8 protein-coding genes are annotated in these 13458 nt (G+C 48.5%); 4 read left to right on the forward strand and 4 right to left on the reverse strand.

Annotated elements, in window-relative coordinates; genetic code table 11:
- Nucleotides 1-19 precede the first annotated feature (19 nt).
- Nucleotides 20-490: a Cys-tRNA(Pro) deacylase gene (gene ybaK, locus VMW01_10875; protein ID HUW06751.1), complete on the reverse strand. Its 471-nt coding sequence runs from the start codon at nucleotides 488-490 to the stop codon at nucleotides 20-22.
- Between the two features lie 28 nt (nucleotides 491-518).
- Nucleotides 519-1640: a DUF1972 domain-containing protein gene (locus tag VMW01_10880; protein ID HUW06752.1), complete on the reverse strand. Its 1122-nt coding sequence runs from the start codon at nucleotides 1638-1640 to the stop codon at nucleotides 519-521.
- A 136-nt stretch (nucleotides 1641-1776) separates the two neighbouring features.
- On the opposite strand from VMW01_10880, the gene rnr reads away from it, so the two are divergent.
- Nucleotides 1777-4095 (forward strand): ribonuclease R, encoded by a 2319-nt coding sequence (gene rnr, locus VMW01_10885; protein HUW06753.1) that lies wholly within the window; start codon nucleotides 1777-1779, stop codon nucleotides 4093-4095.
- A 77-nt stretch (nucleotides 4096-4172) separates the two neighbouring features.
- Here rnr and VMW01_10890 read toward each other — a convergent pair whose 3' ends face one another.
- Complete coding sequence (locus VMW01_10890; protein ID HUW06754.1) at nucleotides 4173-5387, reverse strand: ISL3 family transposase; 1215 nt, start codon at nucleotides 5385-5387, stop codon at nucleotides 4173-4175.
- Between the two features lie 287 nt (nucleotides 5388-5674).
- Here VMW01_10890 and VMW01_10895 point away from each other — a divergent pair, with 287 nt between their 5' ends.
- On the forward strand, nucleotides 5675-9031 hold the full coding sequence (locus VMW01_10895) for a T9SS type A sorting domain-containing protein (GenBank protein ID HUW06755.1): 3357 nt from the start codon (nucleotides 5675-5677) through the stop codon (nucleotides 9029-9031).
- A 76-nt stretch (nucleotides 9032-9107) separates the two neighbouring features.
- On the opposite strand, the gene VMW01_10900 is transcribed toward VMW01_10895, so the two are convergent.
- A complete protein-coding gene (locus VMW01_10900) occupies nucleotides 9108-9812 on the reverse strand; it encodes a Crp/Fnr family transcriptional regulator (GenBank protein ID HUW06756.1) in 705 nt (234 codons plus the stop codon).
- A gap of 153 nt (nucleotides 9813-9965) precedes the next feature.
- Here VMW01_10900 and VMW01_10905 point away from each other — a divergent pair, with 153 nt between their 5' ends.
- Nucleotides 9966-11984 (forward strand): proton-conducting transporter membrane subunit, encoded by a 2019-nt coding sequence (locus tag VMW01_10905; GenBank protein HUW06757.1) that lies wholly within the window; start codon nucleotides 9966-9968, stop codon nucleotides 11982-11984.
- On the forward strand, nucleotides 11978-13458 hold a 1481-nt coding region (locus tag VMW01_10910), incomplete at its 3' end, for a proton-conducting transporter membrane subunit (protein ID HUW06758.1). The genes VMW01_10905 and VMW01_10910, both read left to right, overlap by 7 nt.

Here is a 13458-nt window from a genome sequence, read left to right on the forward strand (position 1 = left end):
CCGTTGCTGCTCCTCTTTTTTATTCCGCAATGCTGCAAACCGTTGCATTCGTTGCTTGAATTAGATCCTGTGGGCTGAGCACCAGCTGCATACCTCTTACACCTGCGCTCACATAAATCTTTGAATAGTGCTTGGCGCTTTCATGCAGGTAGGTGGGAAAATTTTTCTTCATGCCAAAAGGGGAGCATCCACCACGAATATAACCAGTAAGGGGTAGCAGCTCCTTTACCTGAATCATTGTAACTTTTTTGTCGCCCATGGCTTGGGCAGCAGCCTTTAGGTTTAGTTCGGCAGTGGCCGGAATCACAAATACACCAATACCGTTTTTCTCTCCGCGGGTCACCAATGTTTTAAAAACTACTGCTGGATCAACGCCAACGGTTTCGGCTACATGGGTTGCGCTCAAGTCATTTTCATCGACTTTGTATTCCACCATTTCGTAGGCAATGCCCAGCTTATCGAGAATTCTGGCGGCGTTTGTCTTTTTCACTGCAATTAATTTTTTGCTTTTATTGACTTCATTTTTTGCAATCAGCTGCTTTTTCTTCGTTTCTCTCCACCAATTTTTGAAACAGCTCTTCATACCTGTTGACCACATCGTTCCACTGGTAGTGGGTTCCAATTATCAGAATGTTTTCGGGACCCTTTTCGGCCAGCGCTCGAGCATACTCGAATGATCGGTTGAAAATGTGCACCAAATCTGATTCCGAGGAGAAGAAGGCCGCTCGGTTTTCAAGGATGCTTCGGTTGTAGGCGTTGTTGTGCGCCACTATACGACAGCCGTTTGCCATGGCTTCCAGCAGCATGGGGTTTGTGCCACCCACCTTATGGCCATGCAGGTAGAGCAGCGATCCCTCAAGCATGGAGATGAGCAGCGGCTTATCGTAAATACCACCCAAAAAGAGTATTTTGTCGGATGAATATTGCTTCGCCATTTTTCGTCCGTAGCTATTGGTAAACCTACCCACAACCATAAGTTTAAGCGGACAGGAAGAGAGCTTAAAAGCGTGGAGTATTTCGTTGAGGCTGTTGTCGGGCTCGGGACGGGAAACTACCAGTAGGTAACCGCGAGCACTTGGTGGGTACAAGGCTTGAGGTGCATTGGGTTGATCAAAGTCGGCACCATAGGAAATATAGTTGGCACTTACGCCATAGCGATTTTGGTAGTATTCTTGAACAACAGGGTGGTCGGCAATAATTTCTGCCGACTGTTTAACGGCAATGGATTCAGCAAACCGGAGAAATCTACGAGCGAGCCATCCCCACTTGGCCCTTTGCCACTCCATACCGTCCATGTTGGTGACAACTCTGTTTCGGAATTTTTGTCGAAACAGGTAGAGAAAAGGGCTAAAGCTGTAGCCGCACTCTAGAACTACGTTGAGCTGCTGACGATTGGCGTGGCGAAGGCAACGGAGGTCATAGATAAGGGTTTGCAGACTACTGGGAAGCCATGCGGGTATACGAATGGATACAACAATTGCGCCGCTGTGCTGTTTATTTCCCGAGGAAGTGAACGAGGGAGCATAAACCCACACCTCATGCCCTTTGAGAGCCAATAGCACGGAAAGTTTTTCGGCTAACTCCTCAAAACCACCATAGCGGTTGGGTATCCCTCTTGTTCCCAGAATGCCTATTTTCACTTTTTTTACAATGGTTAGCACAAAAATAGATACCTTTACTTTGGAAACCAAACTTGGTTTTTCCCCATCGCACATCTATCTTTTTAGCCGATTAAAAACAAAGTAAGGCTTAAAATTCAACATAAAAATTCAAATCATGACAAAAAAAAGATCACAAAAGGAGAAGCAGACCAGCACGAATAAAAAAAATCTAACCCAAACGATACTCGAAATATTTTCAAGCAATCCAGGAAGATTATACGGTTATAAGAGTTTAGCCAAGATACTTGGGCTGCAAGACGACGGAAACCGGCGAATGGTTGTAGAGATATGCTATGAACTTGCTTCGGATGGTTTTGTGGAGCAGGAGGAGCCGGGATTATTCCGGTTTAAGGGTGGCAGCGACACCGTGATGGGCAAGGTGGATATGATTGCCAGCGGGGCGGCCTTTATTGTACCTGAAGATAAGAGTGGCGATATTTTTGTATCGTTTCAAAACTTAAACCACGCCCTGCATAACGACAAGGTTCGGGTGCACATTTTCAAGAAGCGAAGGGGCAACAAACCCGAAGGGGAGGTTGTTGAGATAGTGGAACGCGCACGCAAAAATTTTGTGGGTACTATTCAGATCACAAAGAATTTTGGCTTCCTAACTACCGGGAGCAAGGATATGCCCTACGATATTTTTATTCCAGAGGGTTCTCTAAAGGATGTAAAAAATGGGGAGAAGGCCATTGCCCGGATTGTGGAGTGGCCGATGTATGCCAAGAATCCCATTGGCGAGATAGTTGATGTGCTGGGTGCTCCTGGGAATAACGAGGTGGAGATGCACGCCATTCTGGCCGAGTATGACCTACCCTACCATTTCCCCGAGGAGGTGAACAAGGTTGCCGAACGTATTGCCGATAAAATTTCAGCAACGGAGTATAAGGAGCGTCGAGATTTTATGCAAATACCCACCTTTACCATCGACCCGGCTGATGCAAAAGATTTTGACGATGCGCTCTCATTTCGTAGGCTACCCAATGGGAACGTGGAGGTTGGCGTACACATTGCCGACGTTACGCACTACGTTACCCCTACGTCAGTTATCGACAACGAGGCGGTAGAACGTGCTACATCTGTTTACCTTGTTGACCGAACTGTTCCAATGCTACCCGAAAGGCTTTCGAACCAAATTTGCTCGCTTCGTCCCGATGAGGAGAAGCTCTGCTTTTCGGCGGTGTTTGAGCTCGATGGCGATGCCATTGTAGTTGCCGAGTGGTTTGGCAGAACGATAATTAAATCGCAGCGACGGTTCTCCTACGAGGAGGCACAGCAGGTAATTGAAACCAATACCGGCGATATGAAGGAGGAGATTGTGGAGCTGAACCGTTTGGCTCGCATACTTCGCAAGCGTCGTTTTAAGGATGGCGCCATTGCCTTTGAGCGCGATGAGGTTAAGTTTGAACTCGACGAGCATGGCAAGCCACTTCGTGTATTCTACAAGGTGCACAAGGAGAGCAACCAGCTCATTGAGGAGTTTATGCTGCTGGCCAACAAGAAGGTTGCCGAGATTGTTGGAAAGGTGGGCAAGAAGAAGACCGCACCCACTTTTGTTTACCGTATTCACGATCAACCAAACCCGGAGAAGTTCAACGATTTCAGGAAGTTTATCACCCGCTTTGGATATGCACTTTCGCCTTCGCTGAAGCCATCGGATGTATCGTCGTCCATCAACCACCTGCTTGAGGAGATAAAGGATAAGCCGGAGTCGAACCTTATTTCGACGCTTGCCATACGTTCCATGGCAAAGGCCCGCTACTCTACCGATAATGTTGGACACTACGGATTGGCATTTCCGTTCTATACCCACTTCACCTCGCCAATTCGTCGCTACCCCGATATGATGGTGCATCGGTTGCTGGCCCACTACCTAGCCGACGGTAAAAGCAAGAACAAGGAGGAGTACGAAACGCTCTGTGCGCACTCGTCCGAAATGGAGCAAAGGGCTGCTGATGCCGAGCGAGCTTCCATAAAGTATAAGCAGGTAGAGTTTATGACCGACAAGGTGGGCAAGGCATTCGATGCCGTAATTACTGGCGTTGCCGACTTTGGTATTTTTACCGAAATAGTGGAGAATAAGTGCGAAGGGCTTGTGAGCATGCGCGAGCTCGACGACGATTACTACTACTTCGACGAGGAGAGTTACACCATTTTGGGTAAAACCACGGGCAAGGCCTACCGACTTGGCGACCCAATTAAGATTACGGTGCTTCAGGCCAACATGGCCAAGCGCCAGCTCGACTATGGTATCTTCCACGAGGAGGGTGAGGAGCGGGTGGTTAAGCCCGAGGGTGAGCGCAATGTTGGACGGTCTCGCCCTTCAGCAGGAAAACCCCGCAGTGGAGGTGGAGGTTCAAGGCCAAAATCTGGAGGAAAATCTGGAAGCAAATCTGGTGGGAAAAGCGAAGGCAAGAAGAGGAGGCGCTCGTAACCGTCCACTCAAGGATACTTGTTTTTAATCAGGAAAAAGGTGCAGCGATTGCTGTGCCTTTTTTTATGGTTCTACTGTTATTTTAATGGGTAGAGGTATAATCCTCCATGGAAGAAAAGAATTGCGCTGCGAAAGTTATTAAATTTACGATACCCCTTTGCGCTCGCCTTAACCTCCTGAATTTTGCCGTTTAGGCGTTCTGCCATGGCGTTAGAAAAGGTGTCAGCCATGGCATTTATAATGCCCCGAAGGTGACCTTTAAACGTTTCTACCACGCTGGTTATCTCCTTAATGCCTGCGCTCACGGCATGCCTAATCCACTGCAACACCAGCAGCGATGCTTCCTGAATTGAGTCGCAGCCAAAAATATCCCGAAAATTCTCTTTTACCCTCCAGGCGCGGCTGACCTCGAAGTTGGATTCAGCTATGGCCTCAAACTTAATGCGCTGCTTCTCCGTTTGGTTTGCAGGATTCTTCAGGAAGATGTACTTGGTATGCCGCAGCTCCTCGTGCTGCCTTACCTCCCTTCTTCGAACCTTATCCACCGCATCGTTCAGGTACTTAACCAGGTGAAACCGATCGTGCACAACCTCTGCACAGGGAAGCACATCCCGCGCGGCGTTCATGTAAGGCTTCCACATGTCCATGCTTACGGTTTTCACCTTGTCGCGGTGCGCTTCCTCTACGGCCTGCTTCAGGAGCTGCTGGCACGAGGCATAATCCCGGTTTTCGGATACATCGACTACGATACCCGAGGTGGGATCGCTGAGCACCGTTACGTATTTATGCCCCTTTTTGAAGGATTTTTCGTCAACGCTAAGGTGCTCAAGGAGAAACCCTTCGGGCCGGTGGGCTAGCCCCCGCTTAACGGCGTTGTGCATGATGCGGTTTACAACGTTAAAGCTGCAGCGCAGCAGGCCGGAAGCCTTGGTTTGGTTCTTGGTGCTGAGCAGGATGTCGATGGCCAGCTGCTCAAAAAGGTAGGTGTGGTGCACGTAGCTATCCGCCCACGGTATCCGAATGGTCTTTACCTTACCGTCCTTCCCCATTACCCGCGGGACGCTGCAGTTCAGGTAAGTCTTATACTGCATGGTGTCGAGATGGCGCCACCGCCGGGAGGGTGCATGATCATACAGGGGATAGGTGTCCAGCGTATCTGGATCTTCGGCCTCACTGCCCAGATAGGTAATAAAGACATCAACCTCTTCGGTCTTAACGTTAAGGTAGACCCGCTCGACCTTCCAATTGTCGCCAAGATTCAAGACCAAGTCAAAAAACTGCTCTGAAAACATTTGATTTTTTGCCAACTAATTTACAAACTTCCACTTAAATCGTGGTAGAACCTTTTTTATTGAGATTATCACAGCTAGGAGAGTGGAATGCTCTATTATGCTTATTGCACTCAATTTGTCAATTAGCTCCATATAACAAGCCTAACTTGATTCAAATATTGCATTATTGTTTAAAATCAGATATAAAGCAACAGGTTAATAATTCAATTTGGTAAAAAGTATTGTTTATTTCCAAATATTTTTTATTTTTACTCTACTTCAACCTATAAATTTAACTACAGGCGAAAATGAAAAAATCTTTACTTACCGTTTTCCTCCTTTTTGCATGGCTGGTGGCGTGGCAATCGGCCATCGCCGATGGAGGAACCAGCTGTGGCACGGCTACTGTTGCTACCCAGGGCATTAACCATTGCAACCATGCCGGAGCGGTGGACCAGTGGTTTACCTATACCACTACCTCCGATTGCATCTTAACAATCTCCTCCTGTGGCCTCACCACCAGCGCTACGGATGTAAATCTCCTTCACAACAGCTGTGATAACCAATATTTAATTGGCGGACCAACCTATCCATGTGGATCAACTTGGCCTTACCAGAGCAAGCTGACACAATGGGTTTATAAAGGAAACACCGTTTTAATTCGCTGGAACAGCCTTGGCGGATCGGCCAGCTACGATTGGAGCCTAACCGAAGCTCCTCTGCCAGCTGGGTCTAACGCCGAAATGGCCATTCCTGCGCAGGAGGGATTAAACTCTACCCGTGCCTGGTATAACAATGACAGTTATCTAGAATGGTACACCTTTACACCCAACGTTGATGGGGAGATGGATATAACCAATCCACTCAATGCAAATCAAGACCAATCGTATTTTTATTATGCTCTTTTTGTTAAAAACGGTAATGACTATTTAAATGTTGGATATTCTAACAATTATGGTGAAGGCTCAACATTTCTGACGGCAGGCAATACCTACTATATTGAATGGTATACTGGTTTCTATTTCCACCTATGGAATCTCACCTTCTCGCCCAGGGTTAGGGCTCCACAGCCCGGGGAAGCCTGCACCACAGCCTTACCTGCCACGGTAGGAATAAACAGCGCCTCCAACGCGGCCGGGCCGCAATGGTTTACCTACACCCCCAGCAGCAGCGGCGTAGCAACCATTTCCACCTGCGGGCTTACCGAGGCGGATACCTACGTTATGGTCTATGATGGTTGCGTTCCAAACTATATTGCTAGGAATGATGACGGCTGCGGTAGGCAATCAAGGGTCCACTTTCCGGTTGTGCAGGGGCATCCATACTTTATTCAATGGCTAAATGATAATACCTCAGCAACCTATAGTTGGAGCCTTTCACTTCAGGCTTACAGCACCGAAACCGGCATTAGCTCCTTTGTCTTCCCCGGCAAAACACTTAGCAGCGCCATAAATAGCACCGACCATACCGTAAGCGTTGAGGTTGGGATGCACGAGGATGTATCGTCACTCACGCCGACCTTTGCTCTAGCTCAAGGGGCAACCGCCTCCGTTAATGGAGCTTGGCAGGAGAGCGGCCGCGATACCAACGACTTTACCTCCCCGGTGGTGTATACCGTAGTGGCAGAAGATAGCACAACTACCACCGACTGGACGGTATCGGTTACCAAGGCCATCGCAGCAAACAGCGGCAAGGCTATCCTAGCCTATGCTTTTGTTACCCCAACCGATTCGGCCCTAATAGATGCGGCAAGCCATACCATTACAGCCTACATTCCCTTTAACCAGGATCTCACCAGCCTTGTTGCTGATTTCAGCCTTTCGGCTTACGCTACAGCCAGCATAGGCGCTATGCCGCAGGTTAGCGGGAGCACGGCCAACGACTTCACCGCCCCCGTCACCTACACCATCACCGCCGAGGATGGAGCTACCCAGGAGTGGATGGTTACGGTGGTGCAAAACGCGGTTGTGCCAGGTGAAACCTGCAGCGACCCTATTGTGGCTGTTGAGGGTGAGAACTACGCCAACAATGCCTACACCAACCAGTACTTTATCTACACCCCAACCGAGGATGGAAGAATAGGCCTTTCCGGCTGCTATAGCTCGAGTAAACTTTACATCCTGTTTTCCGATTGCTCAAACCAAGTTGGAAGTGGCTCGATGTTCTGTGGCAGAGAGGACACCTACATTGTTAAGGCAGGTGTTCCGAGGATCATTTATTTGAAGGATATCCGGGGCGAAAGTTGGCATCTATCCAAGTATGGACCTAGTTCCGAAAAGATTTTTTACTACTTTAGGGTACAAGGATTGTCTGATATTGCGGTGGCTAACAGTGATGACCATACCATTAACCTCCCGTTCGATCCCACCACAAACCTATCGAGCCTCCAAACAGAATTTTTACTATCGGATGGAGCAACGCTCTATATAGGTGACACCCAGCTATTCAAAAATGATTACTTGGACTACACCAACCCCTTTACGCTGACAATTAAGGCCCAGGATGGATCTACCCAAGACTGGCAAGTAATTGCGACTAAGCGTGCAGTTGGAACAGGCAACAGTTTTCTTCAGTTTGGTGTCGACGGCCAAGTTGGAGATGCTGTTATTGATACAGCAAACCATAGTATTACAGTTGGCGTTGCTGCAGGAACAGACTTGAATTGGCTTTCCCATTATTTCATCCTTTCGAACTATGCTTCAGCAGCCAGAGATGGGTTCACTGTACATGTTTCTAATGATGATTTGGATTTTACCAACCCGGTAACCTACACCATCACTTCAGAAGCAGGCGATGCTCAGGACTGGACTGTAACGGTGGTTGAGGGTGCCGTGCAGAATATCTATGCCGACATCACCTCCTTCCGCCTCGATCAGCAATCCCACCAGCCGCTTATTAATAAGGCAACAAGGACTGTTTTGGTCTACGTGGCCAAGGGTACCGACCACTCTGCCCTTATTCCAACCTTCTACCTATCGGCAGGCGCAACCGCCAAGGTAGGTGCAGCGCTGCAGGAAAGCGAGGTAACGGCCAACGACTTTACAGCCCCAGTTGTTTACTCGGTTACCTCCGAGGATGGGTTAACCACCCGCAGTTGGGAAGTTAGGGTAGTCGATACTGAAACGGATTTTGTGGCCTTCAGCCTGCAGGGGCAAGCCAGCTCAACCATTGATATTGCCAGCAGGTCCATAACGGTAAATATGCCGTATGGCTCCTCCTTGGCAAACCTAGCTGCAACCTTTACCCTTTCCGGTGGTGGCGCCACGGCCAAGGTGGGTGCCGCACCACAGCAAAGTGGTGTTACGGCCAATAATTTTACAGCCCCCGTTGTTTACTCGGTTACCTCCGAGGATGGATTAACCACCACCGACTGGACCGTAACGGCAGATGTTTTGAATGGAATAGCGGACAATACGTTGGCCTCCAACGCGCATGTTTTCCCCAATCCATCCAATGGACAGTTCAACGTTGAGCTCGGCACCCCCGTTTTAGGAAAAATCCAAATGGACGTATTCTCGGTTACGGGAGCAACGGTGCTTAGCCAAACAGCTGATGGCAGCAAGGGAACTTTAAGTGTTGACCTTAGTGGCTATCAAGCTGGCATTTACTACCTGCGCATGAGGATGAATGGCAAAACTGTTACGTTAAAGTTGCTGCGAAACTAAGAGTAAAGCAACTTCAAAATCGCACGAAAGGACCGCCCAGCTGGGCGGTCCTTTCTTATTGATGAGCATCGAATTGCTAATAAAAGTTCGACGCTTGCACCAACTCCTTAATCTTTATCAGGATTATCACCTTCCCTTTTATCTCCACAATGCCCTCCTTGCGAAGCTCCTGAAGCAGGCGCACAAGGGTTTCTACGGTGGTGCCCACCATGTTGGCGAGGTCGATGCGGGAGAGCTTAATCTCCGTTAGCTGCGTATTGGAGTTTGTTGGGAATTTCTCGGTGAGAATAAGGAGCGTAAGGGCCAGCCGTTCACGAACCGACATGTGGGCAAAAACGTTGACGCTGTTCACCAGCACGCCAAACTCATGGCTTAAGTTGGAGAGCAGGTTGAACATGAGCGATTCCGATTGGCCTAAAATCTCCATAAAGCTCTCCTTTGGGATGAAGCCAATGTTGCTGGCCTCAAGCGTGGAGGCCGAATCGGGGTAGGTTTCCTGTGCCAGCACAGCCGAGTAGCCAAGAAGATCGCCGTCGGTGCAAATTTGGTGAATGTGCTCTCGCCCGGTGTAGTCGGTTTTATACTTCTTCACCAAGCCCTCCTTTAGGTAAAAAATCCCGGCTGGGTAGGAGCCCTCCAAAAAGATGGCCTGCCCTTTGCTGAACTGCTTGTAAACCATCTTTGCCTCAATGCTCTTCCGCACCGAGGGGGGAAGGTCGTGCAGTATGGATATATTCTTGGTGGTGAACTTATCGATGGGGAATTGGCTGGATGTGGTCATTCTTATTTTTTGGTAAAAGTAGAGCAAAACAATGTAAATTGCATGGGTCTAAATCAACTAAAAAGTTGATGGCACTCAAATTTTCATTTTCATATTTGTTGTTTCTTTGCACTTTCATACGAAAGAAAATTTCCACGGAAAATCATTACAGGCATGGGCTTTGGCGCGGAGTGGTTATCATCATTTCTCTTTGAAATACATCTCATTACGGTTTTACTAATGGTAGTGGCCCTGCTGTTTGTTTCGCCTAGACTGAAACCGTTACTTGCGTTTGTCGGCTTGGCCATTGGAGCTGCACTAACTACCGCTATTGCCATTGCGGGCCTTTCGCATGGTGTGGAATTCACCTTGTATGGAGGACAATTTCTAGGCAACATCCCCATTCGCATCGATGCCCTTTCGGCTTGGTTTATTTTGGTGGTAAACTTTACCTCTGTTACCGGTTTAATATACGGCATTGGCTATCTGAAGGCCTACAATCCAACAAGAACCATTCAAGCCCTACACTACGCTATGTTTGTTCTGTTTCACGCCTCCATGATTTGGGTGTGCTCGGTGCAGCACAGCATTGCATTTTTGGTGTCGTGGGAAATTATGGGTCTCTCCTCACTTTTCCTAATCATGTTCGACCACACCGACACCAAGGTGATTAAGGCGGGCATAAACTATATGGTGCAGATGCACCTGAGCGTGGTGCTGCTCACCGTGGCCTTTATTTGGGTTTACTTTAAAACAGGAACTTTTGACTTTGTTGGAATAGGAGAGTTTTTCAAGACGAATGTTAACATCTGGCTCTTTCTGCTATTCTTTGTTGGGTTTGGAATTAAGGCCGGCTTTATTGGGTTGCACACTTGGCTTCCCTATGCTCACCCTGCTGCTCCCTCGCATGTATCGGGCGTAATGTCGGGTGTGATTGTAAAAATGGGCATTTTCGGTATTTTCCGCATTGCCTACTTTTTAACTTCCGACTTTCTACTGTTGGGTGAGGTGGTGCTTACCCTGTCGCTGCTCACGGGACTGTTTGGTATAGTAAATGCTGCAGTTCATCGCGACTTTAAGCGGATGTTGGCCTACTGTACCATCGAAAATATTGGTCTGGTAGGAATAGGCATAGGGCTTGGTTTAGTTGGCCTTGGACTGCACAATCCTGTGCTTTACTACCTAGGCTTTGGTGGTGCGCTGCTGCACGTGCTCAACCATTCGCTCTTTAAGTCGCTGCTTTTCTACTCTGCCGGCTCGGTTTACCGTCAAACGCACACACGCAATATGGAGAAGCTGGGCGGATTGCTACGCAAGATGCCCCATACTGCATTCCTCTTTCTCATCGGGGCATTGGCCATTGGCGGGCTGCCTCCTTTCAACGGTTTTATCTCTGAGTTCTTGCTCTACAGCGGTATGTTTGAGGGCTTCCATTCAACCGACGTTGCCATTTCTACCCTCATGGTGCTATCGGCTGCAGTGTTGAGTGTGATTGGCGGTGTCTCCATTCTCACCTTTACCAAATCGTTTGGAACCATATTTCTGGGCACACCTCGTCAGGAGCTAAAGAGCGAACCGACGGAGGTATCAAAATTGATGCTCCTTCCGCAATACGCAACCGTTGCTGCAATGATGGCGGTGGCCATCTTTCCCGGATACTTTATCAGGATAGCGGGGAGTGCTCTTAGCTGGCAGCATTTTTCTTCGGTTGAGTTAACCACATTAAGCATTTCTGGGTATGAATCGGTGCTCTCGCATATAAGCCTCTGGTCGTTAATCTTTATTGCGATGGTTGGAGCTGTTTACGCAATTCGGCTGTGGTTCTCACGAAGAGGAGTTGAAACCACCGTTGAGCCAACGTGGGGTTGTGGATACACGGCACCTTCATCCCGAATACAGTATACCGGAAAGTCGTTTTCCAAATCGCTTGGAAAGCTGCTTAACTTCATTCTTATTGAGAAGAAGAGCTACAGCGAGCTGACGGTGGAGGAGGTGTTCCCGCAGGAGCGCAAATACTCCTCCTACTACCACGACTTTTTTGAGTTTAGAATTATCGATCCGCTGGTTAAGGGGATTAACCGGTTTATTGGCCTGTTTCTCTTTGTTCAAAACGGAAGGGTTCAAGCATACGTAATTTATGGAATTGCCTTTATTGTTGTTGCACTGTTGTTCTCACTGGTAGGTGTATGGTAGCAATCAATGGACTATTGGTATTAATCATCGCCGCAATTGTGGTCATTCTCCTCGTCAATGTTCGGGGCAAGGGAATGTTTGCCGCTGCAGCCGTTGTTACCATTGCCATTGTGAGCAGCATGGTTGCCATTCCGGCACTGCTGGGGCATAGCTTTGAGGTTATGCTAACTGGTACCTACACATTTGGTCCTGTTGTCATAAAGGTTGATGCGCTTTCGGCCTGGTTTATACTCACCATCAACTTTACCATGACCACGGGGATTTTCTACGGTCTTGGCTACATGAAGCGCTATGCCGACCAGCGAAACAGCATCACCCTACACGCCATTGCCTACATTTTGCTGCATCTTGCGTTGGTTGGCCTTTGTGCCATTCAAAATGCAATGGTCTTTCTCCTCTTCTGGGAGATGATGGCGCTCTCGGCCTTTGTGCTCATAACCTTTGAACACGAGAAGAAGGATACGCTGCGGGCTGGCATCAACTACCTCATACACTCCCATGTATCCATTATCTTCTTGATGCTGGGCTTTATGTATGTGGCCTTCAAAACTGGGAGCTACAGCTTCAGCGCCATTGCCGATTTTGCACACCACCAGTCAGCTATGGCGGGCATTGCTCTGTTCTTGGCATTTTTCATTGGGTTTGCGATAAAGGCGGGTTTCGTTCCATTCCACACATGGCTTCCCTACGCACACCCCGTTGCTCCGGCACACATCTCGGCAGTAATGTCGGGTGTGGTAATAAAGATTGGTATCTTTGGAATGCTGCGTATGCTTCTGCTCATCAATTCCGATTATACCACCATTGGGTTTATCATTCTTTTTGCCTCCATACTATCGGGCGTCTATGGCGTGATGCTGGCCATTATTCAGCACAACCTTAAGCGTTTGCTGGCCTACCACAGCATCGAAAATATTGGCATCATTGGAATTGGGATGGGGATTGGAACCATTGGGTTGGGAATACACAACGAGGTGCTGGCTATTCTGGGCTTTGGCGGTGCACTGCTCCACGTGCTAAACCACTCCCTCTTTAAATCCTTACTTTTCTACGGAGCCGGAAACGTTTACCTTGCCACCCACACCGTTGCCATTGAGAAGTTGGGTGGAATAATTAAGAAGATGCCCCGCACGGCCATCCTCTTTCTAATTGCGGCGTTGGCCATCAGCGGACTTCCACCGTTCAACGGGTTTGTTTCCGAGTTTTTGATATACAGCGGCCTGTATGGCTGGATAGGAAGTGGGAGCATAGGAACGTTGGTGATTGTGCTATTTTCGCTGCTTAGCCTAGTGCTGATTGGTGGCTTGGCGCTCCTCTGCTTTACCAAGGCTTTCAGCATTGTATTTTTGGGTAGTTCCCGCCATGTAAACATCGAGGAGGTGCAGGAGCAGGGCCAGCTGCAGCTGGTTCCCATGTATTTTGTTGGGTTGCTAATGCTGCTCATTGGCTTTTTCCCCGCACTGTTTTTGCGCAT

Origin of the sequence: Williamwhitmania sp., from assembly GCA_035529935.1 — a bacterium.
Taxonomy (GTDB): Bacteria; Bacteroidota; Bacteroidia; order Bacteroidales; family Williamwhitmaniaceae; genus Williamwhitmania.

What these genes read in the sequence shown, in the direction of transcription:
- VMW01_10895 (HUW06755.1), top strand. Translation starts at nt 5,675, where the DNA reads ATGAAAAAATCTTTACTTACCGTTTTCCTCCTTTTTGCATGGCTGGTG.
- VMW01_10890 (HUW06754.1), bottom strand. Translation starts at nt 5,387, where the DNA reads ATGTTTTCAGAGCAGTTTTTTGACTTGGTCTTGAATCTTGGCGACAAT.
- VMW01_10900 (HUW06756.1), bottom strand. Translation starts at nt 9,812, where the DNA reads ATGACCACATCCAGCCAATTCCCCATCGATAAGTTCACCACCAAGAAT.
- rnr (HUW06753.1), top strand. Translation starts at nt 1,777, where the DNA reads ATGACAAAAAAAAGATCACAAAAGGAGAAGCAGACCAGCACGAATAAA.
- VMW01_10905 (HUW06757.1), top strand. Translation starts at nt 9,966, where the DNA reads ATGGGCTTTGGCGCGGAGTGGTTATCATCATTTCTCTTTGAAATACAT.